At 42.1% G+C, this 23475-nt stretch carries 20 protein-coding genes and 1 pseudogene; 16 read left to right on the top strand and 5 right to left on the bottom strand.

Annotated features, from left to right (window positions below; genetic code table 11):
- Positions 1 to 11 precede the first annotated feature (11 nt).
- From sat to cysI, 6 genes are all read left to right on the top strand, one after another.
- A complete protein-coding gene (gene sat / locus BSO02S_RS06915) occupies positions 12 to 1160 on the top strand; it encodes a sulfate adenylyltransferase (RefSeq protein ID WP_066064445.1) in 1149 nt (382 codons plus the stop codon).
- A 15-nt stretch (positions 1161 to 1175) separates the two neighbouring features.
- A complete protein-coding gene (cysC, locus tag BSO02S_RS06910) occupies positions 1176 to 1775 on the top strand; it encodes an adenylyl-sulfate kinase (protein ID WP_066064442.1) in 600 nt (199 codons plus the stop codon).
- Between the two features lie 21 nt (positions 1776 to 1796).
- Positions 1797 to 2573 (top strand): uroporphyrinogen-III C-methyltransferase, encoded by a 777-nt coding sequence (gene cobA / locus BSO02S_RS06905; RefSeq protein ID WP_066064441.1) that lies wholly within the window; start codon positions 1797 to 1799, stop codon positions 2571 to 2573.
- Positions 2574 to 2599: 26 nt separating this feature from the next.
- A complete protein-coding gene (locus BSO02S_RS06900) occupies positions 2600 to 3343 on the top strand; it encodes a sirohydrochlorin chelatase (RefSeq protein WP_066064438.1) in 744 nt (247 codons plus the stop codon).
- 331 nt (positions 3344 to 3674) lie between these two features.
- Positions 3675 to 5504, top strand: a complete 1830-nt coding sequence (locus tag BSO02S_RS06895; RefSeq protein WP_066064435.1) for an assimilatory sulfite reductase (NADPH) flavoprotein subunit — start codon at positions 3675 to 3677, stop codon at positions 5502 to 5504.
- Positions 5505 to 5534: 30 nt separating this feature from the next.
- Entirely contained in the window at positions 5535 to 7250 is a 1716-nt protein-coding gene (gene cysI / locus BSO02S_RS06890) for an assimilatory sulfite reductase (NADPH) hemoprotein subunit (protein WP_066064432.1), read from the top strand.
- A gap of 79 nt (positions 7251 to 7329) precedes the next feature.
- Here cysI and BSO02S_RS06885 read toward each other — a convergent pair whose 3' ends face one another.
- The gene (locus BSO02S_RS06885; RefSeq protein ID WP_342351999.1) at positions 7330 to 8430 is read right to left on the bottom strand and encodes an AbrB family transcriptional regulator; all 1101 of its coding nucleotides are present in this window, start codon (positions 8428 to 8430) and stop codon (positions 7330 to 7332) included.
- Positions 8431 to 8561: 131 nt separating this feature from the next.
- Positions 8562 to 8837: a DUF2642 domain-containing protein gene (locus BSO02S_RS06880; RefSeq protein WP_169802727.1), complete on the bottom strand. Its 276-nt coding sequence runs from the start codon at positions 8835 to 8837 to the stop codon at positions 8562 to 8564.
- A 212-nt stretch (positions 8838 to 9049) separates the two neighbouring features.
- Between BSO02S_RS06880 and BSO02S_RS06875 the strand changes: the two genes are divergently transcribed.
- The 3 genes from BSO02S_RS06875 to BSO02S_RS06865 all read left to right on the top strand — a co-directional run bounded on the left by BSO02S_RS06875 (position 9050) and on the right by BSO02S_RS06865 (position 12755).
- Complete coding sequence (locus BSO02S_RS06875; RefSeq protein WP_066064426.1) at positions 9050 to 9790, top strand: HAD family hydrolase; 741 nt, start codon at positions 9050 to 9052, stop codon at positions 9788 to 9790.
- Positions 9791 to 10089: 299 nt separating this feature from the next.
- Positions 10090 to 10641 carry a DUF2062 domain-containing protein gene (locus BSO02S_RS06870; protein WP_066064423.1) on the top strand — a complete coding sequence of 184 codons (552 nt, stop codon included), beginning with the start codon at positions 10090 to 10092 and terminating at the stop codon, positions 10639 to 10641.
- 224 nt (positions 10642 to 10865) lie between these two features.
- Complete coding sequence (locus BSO02S_RS06865; RefSeq protein WP_066064420.1) at positions 10866 to 12755, top strand: Xaa-Pro dipeptidyl-peptidase; 1890 nt, start codon at positions 10866 to 10868, stop codon at positions 12753 to 12755.
- 73 nt (positions 12756 to 12828) lie between these two features.
- Here BSO02S_RS06865 and BSO02S_RS06860 read toward each other — a convergent pair whose 3' ends face one another.
- A complete protein-coding gene (locus BSO02S_RS06860; RefSeq protein WP_066064417.1) occupies positions 12829 to 13011 on the bottom strand; it encodes a hypothetical protein in 183 nt (60 codons plus the stop codon).
- Between the two features lie 82 nt (positions 13012 to 13093).
- Positions 13094 to 14209, bottom strand: a complete 1116-nt coding sequence (locus tag BSO02S_RS06855; RefSeq protein WP_096190879.1) for a C40 family peptidase — start codon at positions 14207 to 14209, stop codon at positions 13094 to 13096.
- Between the two features lie 369 nt (positions 14210 to 14578).
- Here BSO02S_RS06855 and BSO02S_RS06850 point away from each other — a divergent pair, with 369 nt between their 5' ends.
- The 5 genes and pseudogenes from BSO02S_RS06850 to glnQ all read left to right on the top strand — a co-directional run.
- A complete protein-coding gene (locus BSO02S_RS06850) occupies positions 14579 to 14938 on the top strand; it encodes a Na-translocating system protein MpsC family protein (protein ID WP_066064415.1) in 360 nt (119 codons plus the stop codon).
- Between the two features lie 150 nt (positions 14939 to 15088).
- Complete coding sequence (locus tag BSO02S_RS06845; RefSeq protein ID WP_066064412.1) at positions 15089 to 17446, top strand: FdhF/YdeP family oxidoreductase; 2358 nt, start codon at positions 15089 to 15091, stop codon at positions 17444 to 17446.
- A 32-nt stretch (positions 17447 to 17478) separates the two neighbouring features.
- Positions 17479 to 18300 carry a formate dehydrogenase accessory sulfurtransferase FdhD gene (gene fdhD, locus BSO02S_RS06840; protein WP_066064409.1) on the top strand — a complete coding sequence of 274 codons (822 nt, stop codon included), beginning with the start codon at positions 17479 to 17481 and terminating at the stop codon, positions 18298 to 18300.
- 229 nt (positions 18301 to 18529) lie between these two features.
- A complete protein-coding gene (locus BSO02S_RS06835) occupies positions 18530 to 19645 on the top strand; it encodes a mandelate racemase/muconate lactonizing enzyme family protein (RefSeq protein ID WP_066064407.1) in 1116 nt (371 codons plus the stop codon).
- Positions 19639 to 19797: pseudogene (glnQ, locus tag BSO02S_RS27665) on the top strand (glutamine ABC transporter ATP-binding protein GlnQ); the annotation flags it as partial. The gene BSO02S_RS06835 and the pseudogene glnQ, both read left to right, overlap by 7 nt.
- Before the next feature lie 149 nt (positions 19798 to 19946).
- On the opposite strand, the gene BSO02S_RS06830 reads toward glnQ, so the two are convergent.
- Positions 19947 to 20855 carry an MBL fold metallo-hydrolase gene (locus BSO02S_RS06830; RefSeq protein WP_066064404.1) on the bottom strand — a complete coding sequence of 303 codons (909 nt, stop codon included), beginning with the start codon at positions 20853 to 20855 and terminating at the stop codon, positions 19947 to 19949.
- Positions 20856 to 21584: 729 nt separating this feature from the next.
- Between BSO02S_RS06830 and BSO02S_RS06820 the strand changes: the two genes are divergently transcribed.
- Both BSO02S_RS06820 and BSO02S_RS06815 read left to right on the top strand, forming a co-directional pair.
- Positions 21585 to 22124: an HXXEE domain-containing protein gene (locus BSO02S_RS06820; RefSeq protein ID WP_066064397.1), complete on the top strand. Its 540-nt coding sequence runs from the start codon at positions 21585 to 21587 to the stop codon at positions 22122 to 22124.
- Positions 22125 to 22203: 79 nt separating this feature from the next.
- A complete protein-coding gene (locus BSO02S_RS06815) occupies positions 22204 to 23454 on the top strand; it encodes a serpin family protein (RefSeq protein WP_169802726.1) in 1251 nt (416 codons plus the stop codon).
- Positions 23455 to 23475: the final 21 nt, after the last annotated feature.

Below are 23475 nucleotides of genomic sequence, written 5' to 3'. Positions count from 1 at the left end.
ATTTGATTTGATTGTCATTTTTGCCAGCACCGCATGGAGGTAAACTTATCCAAGCATTTGACCCAAACTATGATGTAACACATATCGAAAAAGAGCTTGAAATTGATGCAATCGCCTTAAGCGACCTGGAGTTGATTGGCGTTGGGCTCTTCAGTCCACTGACAGGGTTCCTCGGAAAAGCCGATTATGAGTCCGTTGTGGCGAATATGCGCCTTGCAGACAATACGATTTGGTCCATCCCTGTGACTCTTCCTGTTTCTTATGAAACCGCGGCGTCCCTCACAGAAGGAGAAGAGCTCAAGCTTATTTTTAACAAAGAGGTTTATGGAGTAATTAAGGTTTCCGAGTGGTATGAACCGGACCTCGACAAAGAAGCGGTCCAGGTATATAAAACAGAGGAGCTTGCCCACCCAGGCGTTAAACGGCTTTATGAACGTGGACCGGTTTACGTGGCTGGTGAAGTAATACTGGTAAAGAAACCGGAAAAAGGCGTATTTAGCGATGTGTGGCTTGAGCCGAAGGAGACACGGGCTTTGTTTGAAGCGAATGGCTGGAAGACAGTCGTAGGCTTCCAAACGAGGAATCCGATTCACCGGGCCCATGAATACATCCAGAAAGCAGCCCTAGAAACGGTCGACGGTCTGTTTGTCAACCCGCTTGTCGGAGAAACAAAGTCGGATGACATTCCAGCCGAGGTCCGCTTGAAAAGCTATCGTGTCCTGCTAGAAAACTACTATCCTAGCGAGCGTGTCCAGCTTGGTGTCTACCCTGCGGCCATGCGTTATGCCGGCCCAAGAGAAGCAATCTTCCATGCGATTGCACGCAAAAACTTTGGCTGCACTCACTTCATCGTTGGCCGCGACCACGCCGGTGTAGGTAATTACTACGGCACCTATGATGCACAGCTCATTTTCAGCGAATTTAAGGAAGGGGAACTTGGCATCAAGCCATTGTTCTTTGAACATAGTTTTTATTGCAATAAATGCGAAGGCATGGCATCGGATAAAACCTGCCCACACAGCAATGAGGACCGGGTCATCCTATCGGGAACAAAGGTAAGAGAAATGCTTCGCTCCGGTACCCTGCCGCCATCCACTTTCAGCCGGAAAGAGGTTGTCGAAGTGTTGATCGAGGGAATGAAAGAACAGCTGACGGTGTAGGAGGGGGATTGAACAATGTCAAAAGCAACGAATATTACATGGCATGCAGCAACTGTTTCAAAAATAGACAGGCGTGTACAAAATGGCCATGGCAGCTGCGTATTGTGGTTTACCGGGCTTTCAGGATCTGGAAAATCAACGATAGCCAATTCCGTATCAAGCGAACTGTACCGGCTGGGTATCAATGAATATGTCCTTGATGGCGATAATGTCCGCCACGGTCTGAACCGGGACCTCGGCTTTTCAGATCATGACCGGACCGAAAATATCAGAAGGATTGGTGAAGTAGCTAAACTGTTTGTCGACAGTGGAGCAGTTGTGACAACTGCGTTCATTTCCCCATTTCATTCCGACCGTGAACAGGTCCGAGACCTTTTTGAAAAAGAAGAATTTATCGAGGTTTACGTCGAATGCTCTTTGGATGAATGTGAACGTCGGGATCCAAAGCAGCTTTACCTTAAGGCTCGCCGCGGAGAAATAAAAGATTTTACAGGGATTAATTCTCCCTATGAGGCACCGGAACATCCGGAAATCATCATCCGTTCCGACCTCTTGACGGTGGAAGAAGCTGTAAAACAAATTTTTGGATACCTTCAAGAGAAGAACATTATTTAGCTGAGAAAGGATGGCAGAGCCATGGCGGGTAAGGTCTATTTAGTAGGTGCGGGTCCTGGAGATCCCGATTTGATTACGGTAAAAGGATTGCGCTGCCTGCAACTAGCTGATGTTATTCTTTATGATCGGCTAGTAAATCCAGAACTGCTCCAGCATGCGAAGGAAGGTGCCCAGTTGGTTTACTGCGGTAAGCTTCCACATTACCATACGATGAAGCAGGAAACAATCAACCATTTCTTGGTGAAATACGCCAAAAAGGGTAATCAGGTCGTCCGCTTAAAGGGTGGAGATCCGTTTGTTTTCGGGCGCGGCGGGGAGGAAGCCGAAGAATGTGCAAAGCATGATATCCCGTTTGAAATTGTTCCAGGCATCACGGCCGGCATTGCCGCCTCCGCTTATGCCGGTATTCCCGTCACCCATCGTAGTTTGAGTAAAAGCTTTGCTTTTATTACGGGGCACCAAGCGGGTGATGAAGAGGCGGAGCACCAATGGTACCATCTAGCTAATGGAGTTGATACCATTTGTGTTTATATGGGGGTTTCACACCTCTCAACGATAACAAAGCATTTAATCCAGAACGGCAAATCACCGCAAACACCGATTGCCATCATCCAATGGGGGACATTAAGCGATCAGAAAACCGTAGTCGGAACGCTTGAGACGATTGAGGAACGGGTGAAAGAGGCCGAAATTTCCAATCCAAGCATGATAGTGATTGGTGAGGTCGTTCATCTTCATAAAAAATTAAACTGGTTTCATGAACAAATTTTTCCCAATTTACCAGTTGTTCACGGCTAAGTTTTTGAAAGGGGGACCCGCCTCGTATGAAAGCGATACTTTACATTGGTCATGGAACCCGGTCTCAAAAGGGTGTTAAGGAGGCAAATGCCTTTTTTCAAAAGGTGATGAGGCGGATCGACGTACCGATTCAGGAAATCAGTTTCCTTGAGCTGACGAATCCATTGATTGAGGAGGGCTTCAAACGGTGTGTAGATAGGGGCGCAAGGGAAATCACCGTTGTCCCGCTGTTCCTATTGGCTGCGGGTCATATAAAAAAGGATATCCCTCAAGCTTTGGCTTCATTAAAGGCCAGATACCCTTTAATTCAAGTAAATGTAAAGGATCCTTTCGGGGTACAAGGGGGAATTCTTGATGCTGTGTCTGAGCTTGTTAAAGATGCTGTCCCTAATTTGGTTCCGGAGGATCGTCTATTGATTGTCGGAAGGGGAAGCAGTGACCCCGGGGTTCACGCTGACTTTGCTAACATTGTGAGTGGTATCAGGGCTCGGCTTGGAATGGAATATGTTTCTGTTTGTTATTTGGCTGCCTCGGAACCAAGGCTGCAAGATGGTTTGGGGAACGTCTGTGAAAGAGCTGACGGCAGGGTAATCGTTGTTCCATATTTATTATTTTCTGGTCTTCTTATTGCGGAAGTAAATCGTGAGGTACTTTCGTGGAAAAAACAAGGGCTGCAGATTCTCCATACGGGTCCTTTGAGCGGGCATCGGGTGATTGAAGATATTGTCATTGAACGGGCAATGGGTAAGGTGGCTGTTACAGGTTCATAGTGCCCGTATCCCGGAAAAAAGAGGCATCACGGGCACTCTGAAAGGTTCACAGTGCCCGTCACCCGGGTAAAAGAGGCATCATGGGTACTCTGAAAGGTTCACAGTGCCCGTCACCCGGAAAAAAGAGGCATCATGGGCACTCTGAAAGGGTCACAATGCCCGTCACCCGAAAAAAAGAGGCATCACGGGCACTCTGAAAGGTTCATAACGCCCATACCTGGAATAAAGACTGCACGTGGTCGATATGAAAGTTCACTATAAAAGTTCCTTATCAATTTTTATCAAAAAATCTTGAATTTTATAGAAAGTATTCCTTTGTGAGGTGGTATTGTTGCAACTTCAGGTATTGAACAGTCCGTTTAATCAGGAGCAGGCAGAGCTCCTTAACCGCATTCTGCCGACCTTAACAGAATCGCAGAAATTTTGGCTGAGCGGCTACCTTGCTGCGGCCCCATTTGCGGCCGCAGCTGGAACACCAAAAGAGCTGGCAGCACAGCTTCCTAAGCAGACAAAAACAAAAGAAGCGACCATTTTATATGGATCACAAACGGGTAATGCCCGGGGCCTTGCAATGAAGGCAGGCAAGACACTTGAGGGGAACGGTTTTCAGGTAACTGTTTCTTCCATGAATGATTTTAAACCGAACAATTTGAAAAAGGTCGAAAACCTGCTGATTATTGTAAGCACGCATGGGGAAGGCGACCCGCCGGATAGTGCGCTCACCTTCCATGAGTTTCTTCATAGCAAACGGGCGCCAAAGTTAACCGATCTCCATTTTTCTGTTTTGGCACTTGGTGACAGCTCGTATGAGTTTTTCTGTCAAACGGGAAAAGAATTCGATACTCGGCTCGAAGAACTCGGCGGCATACGCCTATATCCGCGTTTTGACTGCGACGTTGATTTCGATGAGCCCGCAACCGAATGGTTTGATGGGGTCTTTGGCAGCCTAAGTGAAGCCCAAGAAGGAAGTACCATCCCAAATCACGAATCAGCAGCTGGGCAGTCAGTTTCAACACCCCAGGCAGTAGAAGCGGTATACTCTAGATCAAACCCGTTTAGGGCGGAAGTACTTGAAAATATTAATTTGAACGGACGCGGCTCGAATAAAGAGACACGACACCTTGAATTATCGCTTGAAGGGTCTGGCCTTACATTTGAACCGGGGGACAGTCTCGGAATTTATCCGGAAAACGACCCTGCACTCGTTGACCAGCTTCTTAACGAGTTGAAATGGAATCCAAACGATCCAGTAACGGTCAATAAACAGGGGGATAATCTTCCCCTTAAAAAAGCCCTTCACTCATTCTATGAAATTACCGTATTAACAAAACCGCTCCTTGAAAAAGCAGCGAAACTTTCAGAGAATGAGGATTTAAGCCAGCTGTTATTACCAGAAAATGAAGAAAAACTAAAAGCATATATAAAAGGCCGTGATTTGCTAGATTTGGTCCGTGACTTTGGAACGTGGGGCGAAACCGTGCAAGAGTTTGTCTCCATTCTTCGAAAAATACCTGCTCGCCTTTATTCGATTGCGAGCAGCCAAACCGCGAATCCGGACGAGGTGCATTTGACCATCGGTGCCGTCCGCTATGATGGGCATGGGCGTGTACGAAATGGGGTCTGCTCGATTTTAGCGGCGGAACGACTAAATCCTGGGGACTCGCTGCCGGTGTACATTCAGCATAACGAAAACTTTAAGCTGCCGCAAAACTCGCAAACACCGATTATCATGATTGGGCCGGGCACAGGTGTGGCACCGTTCCGCTCGTTTATCCAGGAGCGTGAAGAACTGGCCACCCAAGGAAAATCATGGCTGTTCTTTGGTGACCAGCATTTCGTGACCGATTTCCTTTATCAGACTGAATGGCAAAAGTGGCTTAATGCCGGCGTGCTGACAAAAATGGATGTTGCATTTTCACGTGACTCAACACAAAAAGTATATGTACAGGACCGCATGCAAGAACAAAGCAAGGAATTATTCGAATGGCTTCAAGCGGGCGCAGTAATTTACATTTGCGGTGATGAGAAACACATGGCCCATGACGTCCATAACACATTACTAGATATTATTGAAAAAGAAGGCAATAAAAACCGAGAAGAAGCAGAGGCATATCTGGCCGAAATGCAGCAGCAAAAACGGTACCAGCGAGATGTATATTGATTTTGGGATAGAAGGGAGTATCACAACAATATGGGGAACCAAATTTTAAAAGCGCCGGATGGCCCGCCAAGTGATGTCGAGCGCATAAAAGCTGATAGCAACTACTTACACGGTACACTGAAGGAAGTCATGCTGGACCCGATCAGCGCCGGAATTCCGGATGATGACAACCGGCTAATGAAGCATCATGGCAGCTACCTGCAGGATGACAGGGACCTCCGCAATGAGCGCCAAAAGCAAAAATTGGAACCTGCCTATCAGTTTATGCTTCGTGTTCGGGCCCCTGGTGGAGTGGTTACGCCGGAACAATGGCTTGTCTTAGATGAGCTTGCTGAAAAGAATGCGAACGGTACGATAAAACTGACAACCCGTCAGTCCTTTCAAATGCACGGTATTTTAAAGTGGAACATGAAAGAAACGATTCAAGAAATCGATAAGTCCCTATTGACGACGCTTGCGGCGTGCGGCGATGTAAACCGGAACGTGATGTGTAACCCGAACCCGGATCAATCTGAGATCCATGCCGAAGTCTATGAATGGGCGAAGTATTTAAGTGATTACTTATTACCACGCACGAGGGCGTACCATGAAATTTGGCTTGATGAAGAAAAAGTGGCTGGTACACCTGAAATAGATGAAGAACCAATGTACGGAGCACTTTATCTACCGCGGAAGTTCAAAATCGGGATTGCGGTTCCACCATCGAACGATATTGATGTTTTTTCACAGGACCTTGGTTTGATTGCGATTGTGGAAAATGGTAAATTAATAGGTTTTAACGTGGCCATCGGCGGGGGTATGGGGATGTCACACGGCGACAAAGCGACATATCCACAGATTGCCAGAGTCATTGGTTTCTGTACCCCTGAAAAAGTGGTGGAGCTGGCAGAAAAGACGATTACCATTCAGCGCGATTACGGCAACCGCTCTGTCCGTAAAAACGCCCGTTTCAAGTACACAGTGGACCGCCTCGGGATCGAAACGGTTAAAGCTGAGCTAGAAAACCGACTTGGCTGGAGCCTCGAAGACGCAAAGCCATACCATTTTGACCACAACGGCGATCGTTATGGCTGGGTGAAGGGTGTTGGTGGAAAATGGCATTATACGCTGTTTGTTCAAAACGGCCGGGTCGCAGATTTCTCCGAATACAAGCTTAAGACTGGCCTGCATGAAATTGCTAAAGTCCATAGCGGAGATTTCCGATTGACAGCCAATCAAAATCTAATTATTGGCAATGTATCCAGTCAGAAAAAGAAAAAAATTAACGAATTGATGGAACAATACGGTTTGTCCGACGGCAAACATCATACCGCCCTAAGACGCAGCTCGATGGCGTGCGTCGCTCTACCAACATGCGGCTTGGCGATGGCAGAATCAGAGCGCTATTTGCCAGTACTAATGGAAAAAATCGAGGATATCGTCAATGTGAACGGTCTTCGTGATAAAGAAATTACCATCCGTATGACCGGGTGTCCGAACGGCTGTGCGCGTCCGGCACTCGCTGAAATTGCCTTTGTCGGCAAAGCGGTCGGTAGATATAATATGTATCTAGGCGCCGCCCATGACGGCAGCCGTTTAAATAAAATGTACCGTGAAAATATTGGTGAAGAAGAAATCTTGAAAGAACTAAGCGTCATCCTTTCCCGCTACGCGAAAGAACGGCAGGAAGGCGAACACTTCGGTGACTTTGTCATCAGCAAGGGCATCGTCAAAGCTACAACAGACGGCACGAATTTTCATGAATAACCAAGCAAGATTTAGTAGTGACAGGATCGTGGTTTCCTGTCACTTTTTTTAAAATATGGCTTCCCGATCAACAAACGTCTTAAGCAGACTTCACCTTTTTCTTATTCCGAACTTTAAATAGGAATCTTAGCATCGGTGGAACGGCGAAATAAATAAAAAAGAGTCGAAATAATTGATATCCAGTCACCATCGATAAATCGGCATGGACCTCATGGGCGAGAATTGCCATCTGATCCATCCCTCCTGGAGCAAGGCTTAATAAACTAGTGGATGGTGTGGTTTGGTAAAAAAACAGGAGGATCAGCCCTAAACCTATAGACCCCAAAATCATCACCATTCCACTTATGAGTGCAAGTGTAATAATCTTCGCTTTATGCTCCAGTTTTTCCGGCTTCAATAATAAACCTATGTACCCGCCAATCATAAACTGTGAGATGTCCAAAATCAAAGGCGATAGGGCTAGACCGTGCAGACCGGAAATATTGGCAAGCGCTGTTCCTAGTATTGGACCCAACAAAAACGGAGTAGGTAACTTAAGTTTCTTGGCAAGAAAAGCACAAACAACACAAATCACGATAAATACAATAACCGTTGGAAAAAGGGGCCCAGATGATGGCATGCCTTTTTCAACCCAGTCCACTGCGGAATGCCCCGTTGTATTTTTAAAAAAAGGTCCCCAAATAAGAAACGGAACAAAGAAAATAATCATTATTAATCTTGCCACTTGCAGGAAGGTAACCGTAGTAATGTCGATTCCTTTCAATTCTTCGGCAAAAATAATCATTTGCGAAAGTCCGCCGGGAATACTGCCCGTTAAAATGGTTGGATAGTCAACGCCCGATAGCTTAGAAACAACAAAAGCAATCCCTGCACAAAACAAGACGAGTAACACTGTCAAAAGCAGCATGGAAGGCAGTTTCGCTACGATTTGTTGGAGAGCATCTTTTGTGAATGATAGGCCGATCGAATACCCGACAATAATCAACCCTGTATCACGAATGTAGCTAGGCCAGTAATATGGAACTTTTACAAATCTTGATGCAATTAAAACGGCTGCCATCGGGCCAAGAAGCCATGGAATAGGGGTATGTAGACTGGAAAACAAGAGTGCACCGATAAAGGCGGTCAGCAGAGTAATGGTAAAACGCGTCAATTTGTCCTTCTTCACTAATATGTTCAAGTCAAAACCTTCTGTCTTAAAATTAGTATATTTTTATTATATTATTTTATCATAAACTTCATAACCAAACAGAGCAGTCCTCAATGGGTAACTGCTCTGTTTGGTTATTTTTTTATCCTGGATGTTCTCCCCTATAAATCATTACTGCTTTCATGTTGTTCCTGTTCAAATTCCTGTTGATTAAAACCAAATGGCCCTCTTGGCATTTGTTCCACACGGTGGATGGCAATAATGGTTTCAATTCTTATCGCCACAAGCATGGAGCGAATCCTGCCTCTGCTCTCCAGCACTAAAACATCCTTACCAACCTCAAGAAGCCTTCCACTAAAATTCCCTTGGATGGTATTAATCTCAACTTCCTTCTTTAATAGCTCATTGGCAATTTGATGAAAATTTATCTCTGTCAACATCATCATCCTCCCTCACGTTACATTAAATGCAAATTTTATAAAAAGGCACCGCAATTTTAAAAAATTCTTTAGATGTTTGCCCCGAAAGTGGAGAGGGAGTCCCCTTATACATCTGAACTAATTTTTAGATAGGAAAAGCATTTTTTATCATGGATATGGTGTAAACCCATATAATTACATTGCACCACTATTAAAGGGGGAATTGGTTCATGAATCAACAAACCTTAATATTGGACCTCGATGACACCTTAATTCATTGCACGAAATACTTTGCGGAATCAAAAAACAGATTTGCCAATCAAATGAAGAAATGGTTTAAATCAATATCAAAAGAGGAAATAATCGAAAAACAATTGGAAATTGATTTGAATCATGTAGCTGAACAAGGCCTGCATTCTTCGGTCTATCCACAATCACTTGTGTTAACCTATCAATATTTTTGCGGAAAAGTTGGCAGAAAAGTGAAGGAATCAGAAATAAACCAAATTCGAAATATTGGTAAAATGGTTTTTCAAAGAAGGGTGAAGCCCTTTCCCTATATGTATGAAATTTTAGACCTGCTGCAGGAAGATGGTCATCAATTGTATTTATACACGGGTGGAGATGAAGCAAATCAAAAGAGGAAAATTGGGCAATTGGGTTTACATGACTACTTTGAAAAAGGAATATTTATTGATGAACATAAAAATACGCCGGCCTTACAAAAGGTCCTTAACAAAATAACAGCGGACAACAGGAATACTTGGATGATCGGGAATTCTCTCAAAACAGATATAAAGCCAGCAATTGAGCTTGGTATCAATGCTATTCATATCCCAGCCGAAATAGAATGGAGCTATAATATCGTCGATATCGAGATTGAACCAAATGGTACTTTTGCCCAATTAAAATCCCTCCTCGATTTGCCGGAGTTTTTAAGAGAACACTGTTATTTTAAATCTGCCAACTAGAAAAAAGCCTAGTAAGGAAATTTCATTAGTCACAAAAACCAAGGGCTCCAACCTCTTTTAAATAAGAGTTTGGAGCTTTTTGTCTTTGAAATGTTTGACTATTATTTTTTTCCACTAACATTCACCATTATCTAATAGAATATTTATTAATTTTTAATCAAAAAGGTGTAGAATAGAATTTGTAGGGGAACAAACTACTGTTAATCATCCTATTTTTTAGAAATATGAAATACTTTACGGCTAATATAGATTATAATTAATTAATAAATTTAATTAGTTTGTCATCAGGAGGGTACCTTATGAGCACAAAACAAAAAAAATATAATTTTTTTCAACGACTTGGACGTGCTTTTAAGTTGAATTTTACGAGACTCCTACGATCTCCTGGAGGGGCTAAAAAAGTTTCATTGGGATTTGCGCTTGGCTTTGGCTTGGAAATGTTAGTCCTTTCAACAGCCTCACTAATATATATATTGTTTGTACCTATTGTCCGTTTGTCTAGAGGTTCCTTACCGGCATCGATTATCGGGAATGTGATTGGAAAACTCTCGCTGCTCCCTGTCATTCTTATCCCTTTTGCTAGAACACTGGGGAAGGCCATCTTCCCAATGAGGGTCAGAATAGATCACCATACCTCTTTTTCTTTTCAAAAATTAATGCACGGTGATTTCCATGGTCTAGTAGGACTGCTTCACGGAGGCGTTCATACGTTAATTGGAATGACCATCTTTGGGATTATCTTGAGCTTTATTTCTTACTTTATTGTTCATTACCTCTATGAAAAAGAAAAAACGAATCGTTTAAAAAGAAGACGCCAGAAACATGAGATTCGTATTCAAGTGATCAATTAGAATTTTATTTAAGTTTTAATTGGCAGGAAAATAAGGGAGAGCGGTTTCCGAACTGGAGACCGCTCTTCAGCATGAGCGGACAGCCCTCGTTTTCGTTGGTCTTAAAAATAAGGCATTTATCCTATTAAACAAGTGTGAAAATTGCAAATATTAGTAGTTTTTACACTATTTTAAAAATCCCCCATATTCTACAATTATTTTAACTAGGATAAAGGAGGGATTTAATGAAAAAGAAAACATTTTCTGTAGTTACAACTCTTTTAACAACCATTGCGTTAACTCTATCATCTGTGAATTATACAAATGCGGAAACAATAGCACCAAAGAAGAATCAAGCGGTGAATTCTTTGGGAGATTTAAAATCGCAGCCGAAATATTCTTATAAGGATGCCATTCGCGAGACGGTATTTGTCCAATCAAGCCTTGATACGGATGAAAACGGGGTACCTGACCGAATTGCCGTCGACATCATCCGTCCGAAAGAATCAAATGAGGGACTAAAGGTACCTGTCATTATGGATGCCAGCCCCTATTATGAAAGCTTAGGGAGAGGCAATGAAAGTGAAGTGAAGGACAAAAATAAAGACGGAATAAATGAGAAGTTTCCTCTTTATTATGATAACTATTTTGTTCCTAGAGGCTATGCGGTTGCCTTGCCAGAAATGGTAGGCACCAATCAATCGGATGGCTGCCCAACTACCGGCGGTTATGAAGAGATTGAGAGTATTAAAGTGGTCATCGATTGGCTCAATGGACGAGCAAAGGCCGTTGATAAAAATAATCAAGAGGTAAAGGCTTCTTGGACAACAGGGAATGTCGGGATGATTGGTAAATCCTATGATGGAACATTAGCCAATGGTGTGGCGGCAACGGGAGTAGAAGGCTTAAAAACCATTGTTCCTATTGGAGCCATAAGCAATTGGTATAATTATTATCGCTATGCAGGCCTTACATACTATAATAACGGGCCTGGCGGATTAGCTAACACAGTGGCGAATAGTTCTCGCCGAGCCATTTGTAAACCTGTATTTGATCGTCTTAATAAAGAAGCGGACGATGCAACAGGTGACTACAATGATTTTTGGGATGAAAGAAACTATGTGAAAGATATCAAAAATGTAAAAGCCAGTGTTTTTGCGATTCATGGTTTAAATGACCTAAACGTGAAGATGAATCATTTTAATGATTGGTGGGGAGCACTCAATAAGGAGAAGGTTCCTCGGAAGCTGTGGCTTGCACAAACTGGCCACGTCGATCCATTTGATTTCCGCAGGGCAGAGTGGGTCGATACGCTCCATCGCTGGTTTGATTATTGGCTCATGGGCATTCAAAATGGCATTATGGATGAACCCGCTGTTGATATTGAACGAGGTGCGGATGTTTGGGAAACCCATGCATCATGGCCTGAAACGAATGCCAAATCATTTAAAATTCGCCTTGCACCTGGGGAAAACGAAAATTCTCCTGGGGAGTTAACAACAGGACCAGTAAAAGGGAACTTTACGCAAACTTTTACCGATAATGCAAGGCAAACAGAGACAGCGATGGTCACCAATGAAATGACTGTTAGAAGCGACCGTTTGGTATTCCTAACTAATCCGCTAAATGAGGATGCCCGTATGAGTGGCGTACCGGAAATTTCGCTTCGAGCAACAGTAGATAAAGATAATTCCAATTTAACAGTAATGATTGTTGATTATGGGATGGATACCCGGGTAAATTACCGAGCCAGCGGGGAAGGGATACGAACGTTAACAACAGAATCCTGCTGGGGAGAGAGCTCGGATACCGATGACGCCTGCTATAGGGATACTGTGAAAAACACCTATACAGCACCATATGAAATTGTTTCTAGAGGCTGGTTTGACCCGCAAAATTGGAAATCCCTTTTAAAAACCGATCCATTAAACCCCGGAAAGAATTACAAATTCGAGTGGGGCGCGTTACCGCATGACTATGTCTTTAAGAAGGGACATCGCATTGGAGTGATTATTGCGGGGAGCTCGTATCAACGGACACTTCCTTCGACAACAGGAGCTACCTTCAAAGTCCATCTTGGACAAAGTTTTATCAACCTGCCAATCGTAGAAGGCAAAAAGGCTGTAAATTTTTAAATTTGTAATCTTATAATCTTGCTAAAAAAGAGGAGGAGGTATCTAGTGATACTTCCTCTTTAACTATTATTCTTTACTTTCCATTACCAGGGCAAACAGGGCGAGTCATCGAAGCAGATTTATTTGCATCGGTTGCTGAAGTGCTTGTGAAGGTGAGGTTAGTTGGGACCGGCTGAACTTTTCCGCCCTTAGGAATCTTCACGTAAACAGGAACAGCGACTGTTTTGCCAGCTTCTACTTGGGAGAGTGCATGCATTAATTGGAATGACCATCTTTGACATTAAAAATAAGGGCTTTTTTGATATGGAAAATGGGCGGTGCGTCCTATTGTTTTTCTGTCAAATTCGAATCACATGCCCCTTAAACGCGTTTTTCCAATAACCATTGGTCATGTCGGCTATCGCGACACCGGTTGAGCTTTGGGAACCGATGAATTTTCCATTTCCAAGATAGATACCGACATGTCCGTCTCTTTTATATGTGTCAAAGAAGACAAGGTCTCCCGGCTGCATTTCATCAGGCGAAACCCGTTGTCCATCATTTCTTATCGAAGCGGTATTGGTGCCAATTTCAATATCTGCTTGGGTAAACGCCCAATGAACAAAGCCGGAACAATCAAATCTTCCATGGGCAATATCACGGGCATTTCTTCCGCCGCCAAACACATAAACAGAGTTTCCAATATACTTTTTGCCTGCGTTAATGACCGTACGTATGTTTTCGTTTTCAATCATTGGTGATGCTTCTATGTATGTTTGTTCGCTTTCATCTTTCGTGGATTCTTGTTCATGTCGTTCTTTTAACGTCTTAACTTCGTTTTGTTGTTTAAGTAGGAGCGCATGCTTTGTTTCAAAACTTTTTTTCAGACTGGCAAGGTCCGTCAGTTTATATTCCAAGGCAGCTTTTTTGTTATCATATTCCTGCTGTTTGCTTTCCTGCTGTTTCAAAAGAGTTTGGTCGGCCTCAGCGATTGCCGCAACTGCACCTACACGGTCGACAAAATCGCTAAAGCTTGTAGCCCCAAGCAGTACTTCTAGATAGGTGACATGTTTTTCACTTTGCTGATAGGCGAGAGCACGTTCCTTTAGAGCCTGATTTCGCTTATTGATCCCTTCTTTTAAAATACGAATCTCTTTTTCGAGTTTTTTTACCTCTGATTTTCCTGCGGTAAGTTCAATTTCAGTTTTTAATATCGAATGATTATTCTCCTTGATGGCTTGGGTTACCCGCATCATTTGGTCATTTACGCTAACGTGGTTTCCTTGGTTGTTGGGGAATTCCGGTTCAGTTGACAGTGAATCTTTTTGAACAGGAGAAGACGCGGCCTCGGTTAATTCGTTATCTTTATGCTGGTTAGTTAATGCTTCCGCTTGGACCGTATCAATGGAAAATTTGTTACCAGCTGCAGCAAGCATGAGGGCCATGCTCAACAGGATTAGCACCTTTTTGATCACTTAACATCACTACCTTCTTTATAAAATAATCAATCTATTCTAATACCTTCACTATTAATTTCCTGAATGTTCGTACTATTCAATATATAGAGATTATAGCAAATCATTCTGTCAACTGTGTTATAAGAGTTTTACAATTAGGTAACAGATTAATAAATATTGGTGTCAGGCACCATTACAAATAAGAGAAGAGTGTTTCCGATAGTGTACTTCAATCGCTGGTCGGATGTTGTTGAATAGGAATGAAATATTCTCTATTGTAATGAACCAGCTCCCATGTTATTATGAAAACATTAAATGTGAATATTTTGTGAATTATGTAATAATATAAATATGAACCTCTAAGTAAAAGCAAGTGAGATGAGTTAAGTGAATAAATATGAAGCAGAATTTAGTAATGTTGTTCGCGCCTTTCGAAAACGTCATATGGGTAAGGGACCTAGTCAAGTTAGAACAACCTTCTGTAAGAATTGGGCTATTTGCGAATTAGAGGGTAATTTATCTCCGATTGAAAAGTTTATTGCGACGGCGGAAGACGGTAAACAAATGTTACGATCTGCTCGTACAGAAATGGTCAAGGAGATTTATAAAAAAAATTACCCTTATGAGCTGGAAGAACTTTTAGGAACAAAATTTATCACCGTATTTGTTGATATTGATATTGAAGATGACAAAGGAATGTCCATCTTCGTTTTTGATCAAGATATTGAGGATAAGTTTAAAATGTAAAAATTAAACAGGAACCATCAATTCTAACCAACTACATATTGTTGGCACTTGGCAGCGAACCTGTTAAAGACTAACCACCTTGGAGAATTCATTCTAGTTTTACTAGATGAAGGCTTTCCCAGGTGGTTTTTTATTAGAGGAGGAATCAAAATGGGAAAAACGATACATCCAGGTCCACAAAAGAAGTCAAAGGTACCAGCACCTAAACACTGGGTTAGTCCAATTCCGTTTGGACTAGGAAAAATTAAGCCGCAGCATATTCGCGATACAATGAAAATTGCTTGGGAGAATATCGATAACCTTGGCTATGCCTCACGAATCATTACAAAAGGCGTTTGTGACGGCTGCGCCCTTGGGGTATCCGGTTTATATGACCAGACACTAGATGGACCACATGTTTGTACCACTCGGCTAAATGTGCTTAGGCTAAATACAATGCCCGCAATTAAAGCAGAAATTCTTCATGCAGATATTGATGAACTTAGGAAATATGATAGTACTCAGCTTCGCAAACTAGGACGTATTCCCTATCCGATGATTCGTCGGCAAGGAGAACGAACATTCTCTCGTATTACTTGGGATGAAGCAATGGATATGATTGCGGCTAAAATGAAAAAGCTGAATCCCAAACAATATGCCTTTTATTTAACCGCACGCGGGATTACCAATGAAAGCTATTATGTAGCAGCGAAAGTAGCACGTTTTCTTGGGACCAACCTTATTGACAATGCCTCTCGTATTTGTCACGCTCCAAGTAAAACTGCATTAAAACGTTCCATTGGAGTGGGAGCTTCGACATCTAATTATCTTGACTGGATTGGAACAGATGTTTTATTGTTTTGGGGAAGTGTTGCTTCAAACTCTTCACCTGTTTCATCGAAATATATGCTAGAAGCAAAGAAAAAGGGAACAAGAATCATTGTTGTTAATCCCTACCGTGAACCAGCAATGGATAAATATTGGATCCCTTCAAACCCCGAGTCCGCATTATTCGGCACAAAAATTGCAGATGACTTTTATCAGGTTAATATTGGCGGGGATATAGCCTTTATGCATGGAATCATGAAGCACTGGTTTGTTATGGAAGAAAAAGCAGTTGGGTCTGCGATTAATCATGAGTTTGTCGCGGCCCACGTTAACGACTATGAAGAATTAAAGAAAAAAGTCCAAGAGCAATCATGGAAAGAAATCATTGATTCTTCAGGTGTTTCCAAAGAACGAATCATTGAATTAGCGGAACTTTTAGCAAACAGCAAAAATGCCGTATATGCTTGGGCGCTCGGTCTTACTATGCATGCATTTGCAACCGATAATATCTCACAAGTTGCTAATCTAGCCCTCCTTCGTGGACATTTAGGCCGCAAACACGCTGGTCTTATGCCCTTCCGGGGACATTCCAGTGTTCAAGGGAGCGGCGAAATGGGAGCAGATCCCTTCGTTTTACCGGGCGGTGGTTGGGATGCCAACAATGTTGAGAGAATCGAAAAGCTTTGGGAATTTGAACTTCCCAAGTGGCAGGGGGATATTGTTGGCGTTACACTTGAAAACATCGTTCTTCCAGAAGACCACGAGCGTAAGGTCAAACTTTACTATTTATCTGGTGGGAACTTTTTAGAGACGATGCCGGATCCTGATTTTATTGAACAGGCCTTATCTGACCTGGAGATTCGGGTTCATCAAGATATAATATTAAACACTTCGACTCTCGTTGATGCAAAAGAAGCGGTTATTGTGTTACCTGCGAAAACGCGTTATGAGCAGGAAGGCGGCGGTACTAGTACGTCAACGGAACGGATGGTTTATTTTTCACCTGAAATTCAAGGAAACAAAAATGCCGTTGAGGAAGCGCGTGCAGAATGGAAGATTTACCTTGACCTTGCAAGGCGGGTGAAACCGGATACAGCCCACTTGGTGGATTTTGCTGACGGTCAAGCTATTCGTGACGAAATTGCCAAGGCAAACCCAGATTATGACGGCATCCAACACTTGAAAAATCAAGGAGACGTCTTCCAGTGGGGCGGCGCTTGGTTATGTGAAGACGGAATCTGTCCAACTTCTGATGGAAAAGGGACGTTAATCCCGGTTGACATTCCGGATTTACATAAAAAGCCAGAACAATTTATCGTCACATCCCGCCGTGGTAAGCAGTTTAACTCCATGGTGTATAAAGAAGTTGATCCGTTAAACGGTGCAGGTCGTTATGATGTATTAATGAACCCTGACGATGGGCAAAAATTAAGCGTTGCTGAAGGTGAAGGAATCGTTGTCTATAATGGTTTTGGTGTCTTCCAAGGCCGTGCAAAGTTTGTCGATATTGCGCCAAGAAATTTAGAAGTACACTTCCCTGAGGGTAACTTTTTGCTGCCGCGCGGCCGGTATGAGAAATTTGCCGGTATCCCTGATTACAACATCACCGTTCATGTGGAAAAAGCAGAACGATATAACGCTCGTAAAGACACCCAATATCTAGAAAAGCCAATTCCTGATCTGGAAACAGAGGTAGGTTAAGATGGAAGGAACCATGGAAAGGGGTATCGCAGGTGATTAAAGAAATTACAACCTCTCAAAACATTGTCAGGTATAATGGACAAACCTTTATTGAAGAAGAGGACGACATTGCAGTTGAATCGGCATTAACGATTATTTTAGATGGAAACGAGTTTGCCACCATGGTATGTACTCCTTCTGACCTGAAAGAGTTGGTGGTGGGCTTCCTAGCTTCCGAAGGCGTGATTCGAATCTATCAAGATATCCAAGTGCTCCACATCGATGAAGAAAAGGGATTTGCTTATGTAGATCTGGTGAATAAACATTCTATCCAAAAGGATTTTCACTCGAAGAGATTTATTGGCTCCTGCTGCGGGAAAGGCCGGCAATTTTACTTCCACAATGATGTGAAGACGGCTAAAACGGTTATGACGAAATTGACGATTACCCCAGAACAATGCCGGGAGTTAATGAACGAGATGCAGGAAAGCTCTTCCCATTTTCAACAAACCGGCGGTGTCCATAATGCCGCATTATGTACGAGGGATGGAATTGTAATATCTCGAACCGATATTGGCCGGCATAATGCACTCGATAAATTATTTGGCTATTGCATCATCCATCGAGTTCCACTAAAGGATAAAATTATTGCCTTTAGCGGTCGAATTTCATCGGAAGTTTTACTTAAAGCAGCCAAGATTGGCTCGGGAATCATTCTATCAAAATCCGCTCCTACCAATCTTGCAATAGATTTAGCAGAAGACCTTGGAATTACGGCGGTTGGTTTTATTCGTGGAAACGGATTTAATGTTTACACCCATCAAGAACGAATCCAAGAAAACTGCTATAAAGGTCCATCATCAGCCTATCTGTAAAAATTTGCAGGTACTCCTGTTTAGGTAGGGAAAAACATTTTATAAATACCATAGGAGTTGTAAGAATGATTGTTATTGGTGTGTTAGGTTCAACTTTATTTATGAAATAGCCCAGAACACTCGTGACTTCAGTAGTGAGTGTTTTGGCTTCGGGCAAGGGATGGCTCACTTGCCGCCTAATTGGCGACATCCTAACGACATTGTCGCTAGGGGAGAAAGGGAGATCAATTTGAAAATTATTAAAGCTGACATCATTGGCATCCACTTGCCATTAAAAACACCATTTATTATCTCCTATGAGACATATAACTATATGCCTTCCGTTATTGTGAAGTTGGAAACGGATGATGGCTTGCTAGGGTATGGAGAGGCCGTTCCAGATGAACATGTAACGGGTGAAAGTTTTTTTAGCACCATTGAAGTATTAAAACACCAATTATTGCCAGCTATTATGGGAGAGAGTCCATTTGCAATTGAAAGAATCCACAACATAATGGAAAGCCGCATCCATGCCAACCCTGCTGCAAAAGCTGCGATTGATATCGCCTGTTTTGATCTCATGGGGAAAAATACGGACAAGCCAATCTACGATTTAATTGGCGGTAAATTTCATGACGCGCTCACTTTTGCGAAAGTGCTAAGTATAGAGGAGCCTGAAATTATGGCCGAGAAAGCAAAACAGGCGGTTGCCCTTGGCTATAGCTCTTTAAAACTGAAAGTTGGCTTTGATCTTTTTATGGATTTGGAACGAGTGAAGGCGGTTAGAAATGCAGTTGGCTTTGAGGTTCCGATTCGAGTGGATGTAAATCAAGGCTGGAAGGATTACTCAACCGCAGCTGGGGCTCTTCCATTACTAGAACCGCTCCGTATATCCTGGTTGGAGCAGCCGATTAAAATGGGAGACATCGATGGGCTCGCGGAGCTAAGGAAGAAAACGATTATCCCAATTATGGCGGATGAAAGTGTTCACAATGGTTCCGATCTTAATGAAATTATTAAGAAAAATGCGGCAGACAAAATCAATATTAAATTAATGAAATCTGGCGGCATTTATCCAGCGATTCATATGGCTAAAATGGCGGAATATGCAGGCATCTCCTGCCAAGTAGGATCGATGGTCGAATCCTCTATCGGGTCGGCAGCCGGCTATCATACCGCGATAGCAAGAAAAAATATCATAAGTACCGAATTGACTGGACCATTATTATTTAGTAAGGATATTGGTAATTTGGAATATCGAATTCCTTTTGTTCATTTAAGTGGAAAACCGGGATTGGGCATTGACGTGAAAGAGGAGACGCTTCAAGAATTGACGATTAAAAAAGAGACGGTTCAACTAGGATAAGATTGACTATGCTCGTAGTCACGCACGAGATGATGTTTGCAAAAGAGGTTGCAGACAGGGTTATTTATATGTGTGATGGTGTCATAGAAGAACAAGGTCCGCCAGCAGAACTCTTTAGTAGTCCGAAGAGTGACCGATTGAAAAGTTTCTAAAAAGAGTTGTTTAAATATTCGGAATTATTTTCCGTTATAAAAATAATTAGCTGGATTGAAAATAAGTTAAAGCTGCTGAGATATATCGGCAGCTTTTTTCATTTCGAGCGGAAAGATATATAGGTATAGCGGACATTGGACATCGAATACTACATCACGGTTCCTCCAAGCAAAAGCACCTTTAATTGTTCCTTCGGGAGCTGCTGGTTTTCCCATTCTTGGTACAAGCGTTCTAATGCCTCCGGGCCAGTGTCGTCTGCTAAACGATAGGCACCATAATGCATCGGCACAAAATGGTTTGCCTTTAATTCGATGAACGCTTTCACGCTATCTTCCGGTGATATATGGGCATCTGCCATAAACCATTCGGGCTCATAGGCACCAATCGGCATAAACACCGTATCAATCGTAAATCGCTCCGCTATTTGTTTAAAGCCGCTGAAATAGCCGGTGTCGCCCACAAAATAAAGCGTTTCTTGCTGAGATTGAAAAATCCAGCCGCCCCAATGGGATGTATTAATATCTGTCAGCGATCGTCTCGTCCAATGCTGGGCTGGGACGAAATGAATAGTTATTCCTTCAAGTTCGGTACTTTCCCACCAGCTCATTTCGGTCACTTTTTGATAGCCCTTTTTTGTAAAAAGAGACTTCAAACCAACTGGAACCAGATAGTGGGGAGCACCTTTTAATTTTTTTAGAGTAGGGAAGTCCAAATGGTCGTAATGGCCATGGGAGATAACGACTAGGTCAATTTCCGGCAGAGCAGCAAGTGAGATGCCTGGTTCCGTAAGTCTTCTTTCAAAGCCCATCCGTTTCGCCCACACAGGGTCTGTTAAAATATTTAGTCCATTCAGCTGAATCAAAAAGCTTGAATGGCCAATCCACGTATAAGAAGTCCGGCTTCTGTTTTCGGTTATTTCGCTCACTCTTTTAGCCGGACACTGTTCGATATTTACCGTTAAATCCTTTACTTTCTTTCTTCGTTCTTTTTGCCACTTCTTCATATCCTTAAACGATTTGCTGCTTGTCACGTTATCCAAATTAGTATATCTCTGCATCGATACCTCACCTTGATTCTATATGTTTGGTTTAAAAATCATGCATTATGGCAAACAATGACGGACACTGTTTGCCGGTATCTCCAGACCAGATGATTCATCATTATTCCTCTCGTCCCTCTTCACCCCAGGATGCATATTCCTTGTAGGTTATGATCTTTTGATGTTTATCTGCCACATCCTTCCTTATTATTTTAGCTTAATCCCATTATACACCACAAACATATCTTGTATTAATATCTCAAACTCTCTTGAAATAGTAATTAAGGATATCAGGCTTATTGGAGCCCATGCCGTCAGAAAAATCGTGAAAAGGGTATCCAATCGGGCTTATTGGAGCCCGTTCCGTCAGAAAAATTGTGAAAAAGGTATCCAATCGGGCTTATTGGAGCCCGTTCCGTCAGAAAAATTGGAAAAAGGGTATCCAAACGGACTTATTGGAGCCCGTTCCGTCAGAAAAATCGTGAAAAGGGTATCCAATCGGGCTTTTTGGAGCCCGTTCCGTTAGAAAATCGTTAAAGGGTATCCAATCGGGCATATATAAAAGGGCAGTAAAGGTTTAAAAACAACAGCTGCCTCTAACATAACCATATCTAAAAGAATTTATGGCCCCAGTCTTTGTCATAGTTTTTTCATGGACAAATATGATTAATAACAAGGCGGTAAAACCCATCGATTGCCTTGTGGAAATATCCAATTATCCCTAGTTAAAGGAGGGGACAAGATCAAGTGGTATTACATGAATTATTCTCCATTGAAACAGTTATTTGGTTGTTTCCAATCATTTTTATGTTCCATGACTTAGAAGAAATCATAACAGTTGAGAGTTTTATGACCAAGTACAAAACCATAGTCCCAAAGACTTTCCTTGCTAAACTTACGTTAACCATAAAAAAAACATTGGGTAAGAAATCTTCCCAGCTTTCTATCGTCGCTGCATGGATTTTACTTATTTTAACATTTATCACATTTATGACCGCATACTTTCTTCCAATCGGAGAAAACTTTCTTCTTTTTACTGCTGCATTAAATGTATTTTTTCTACAGGCGTTTTCCCATATAGCCCAGACCAGTATCTTCCAAGGTTATACACCTGGTGTGATAACCGCGTTATTTATCGTCATTCCCTATTCTCTTCTAACCTATTACCGCTTGTTTGAGTCGGCTCTCATAGATGGACATTTACTTCTCGAAAGTCTTCCCCTCAGCGTATTTTTGATTCCAATTTTTCTTATCGGGAATTTTTTAGGACGTCGATTGATCCGCTAATCAATCGATGTTTTTCGGCATTTCTTGCTGAAACCTTTCCTAACTTTAATAGTCTTATATAGAAAGGGCGGTGATGGATTTGAAGAAAGTAGTGGCCCCGCTTTTACTAGTAAGTTTATTCCTATTGGTAACGGCATGTGGGACGGGAAATAACTCAGGAAATTTGCAGATTTCTAGCGATGTAGACTTTGGCAAAAACGATTATAAAAAGATCATTCCCTTAAATAATAAATTGGGATTGGAATTGTTGTCGGGAGTAGAGGCGGACAGACATGGCAACATTTTCATTTCCCCTATGAGTTTATTCATGGCATTGTCGATGCTATCTAACGGAGCAGACGGGGTGACGAAAACAGAAATAGCAAAGGTTTTGCAGAATGAAGGAATGGATGTAAATGAGCTGAATAAAGCAAATGTATCCTTAATGTCAATACTGAATCGTGACTCAAAAGAAATTCAGTTGAATGTCGCGAATTCGATTTGGTTAAACAAAGACTATCATTTTCAGACCGAGTTTGCTCAAAAAAACAAAGATTATTTTAATGCTAAAATTCAGGAAATTGAAATAAACGACAGTCAGTCCCCTAAAATGATCAATAACTGGGTAAAACAATCGACGAATGATAAAATTGAAAAAATAGTAGATACGCCTTTAGATTCCTCTTTAGTGGCAATTCTTATAAATGCGGTTTATTTTAAAGGAAATTGGAAGTATGAATTTGATAAAAAGCTAACAGAGAAACGCCCTTTTTATTTAGATAACGGAACCACAAAAGAGGTACCGGTAATGTCCCTTAACGAAAAATTAGCTTATTTGGAAAATGAAAACTTCCAGGCTGTTTCTCTCCCTTACGGCAATGGGGAAATGAGCATGAACGTATTCCTTCCAATGGTAAACTCGAGTTTGGTAGAACTCAAAAAAATGCTCACATATGATAACTGGAAGACATGGAACTCAGAATTCCATGAAGAAAAGGGAACAATCATGCTGCCAAAATTTCAATTGGAATACGAAGTATTGTTGAATGACACATTAAAGAGGATTGGAATGAAAACTGCATTTTCTGAAGGGGCAGAGTTTACGAAAATGATTAAAGAAACGGATCCAATATGGATTAGTAAAGTGAAACAAAAATCATTTATTGATGTGAATGAAGAAGGTACAGAGGCGGCTGCGGCAACTTCGATAGAGATGGTTAAAGAGTCGGCACCTCTCGATGGCCCATTCCATATGGAAGTAAATCGACCATTTTTCATTTCGATTACAGACAATAAAACAGACATGATATTATTCATGGGTTCGATTTCAAATCCACAGGAAGGGATGTAGAATTGATTCAGGGTGCCTATC

Origin of the sequence: Neobacillus soli NBRC 102451, from assembly GCF_001591665.1 — a bacterium.
Taxonomy (GTDB): domain Bacteria; phylum Bacillota; class Bacilli; order Bacillales; family Cytobacillaceae; genus Neobacillus; species Neobacillus soli.
Note: the sequence above shows the minus strand (reverse complement) of the source record. Positions and strands in the feature narration are given on the sequence as shown.

What these genes read in the sequence shown, in the direction of transcription:
- cysC (WP_066064442.1), top strand. Translation starts at nt 1,176, where the DNA reads ATGTCAAAAGCAACGAATATTACATGGCATGCAGCAACTGTTTCAAAA.
- cobA (WP_066064441.1), top strand. Translation starts at nt 1,797, where the DNA reads ATGGCGGGTAAGGTCTATTTAGTAGGTGCGGGTCCTGGAGATCCCGAT.
- BSO02S_RS06900 (WP_066064438.1), top strand. Translation starts at nt 2,600, where the DNA reads ATGAAAGCGATACTTTACATTGGTCATGGAACCCGGTCTCAAAAGGGT.
- cysI (WP_066064432.1), top strand. Translation starts at nt 5,535, where the DNA reads ATGGGGAACCAAATTTTAAAAGCGCCGGATGGCCCGCCAAGTGATGTC.
- BSO02S_RS06875 (WP_066064426.1), top strand. Translation starts at nt 9,050, where the DNA reads ATGAATCAACAAACCTTAATATTGGACCTCGATGACACCTTAATTCAT.
- BSO02S_RS06870 (WP_066064423.1), top strand. Translation starts at nt 10,090, where the DNA reads ATGAGCACAAAACAAAAAAAATATAATTTTTTTCAACGACTTGGACGT.
- BSO02S_RS06865 (WP_066064420.1), top strand. Translation starts at nt 10,866, where the DNA reads ATGAAAAAGAAAACATTTTCTGTAGTTACAACTCTTTTAACAACCATT.
- BSO02S_RS06860 (WP_066064417.1), bottom strand. Translation starts at nt 13,011, where the DNA reads ATGCATGCACTCTCCCAAGTAGAAGCTGGCAAAACAGTCGCTGTTCCT.
- BSO02S_RS06845 (WP_066064412.1), top strand. Translation starts at nt 15,089, where the DNA reads ATGGGAAAAACGATACATCCAGGTCCACAAAAGAAGTCAAAGGTACCA.
- BSO02S_RS06830 (WP_066064404.1), bottom strand. Translation starts at nt 20,855, where the DNA reads ATGCAGAGATATACTAATTTGGATAACGTGACAAGCAGCAAATCGTTT.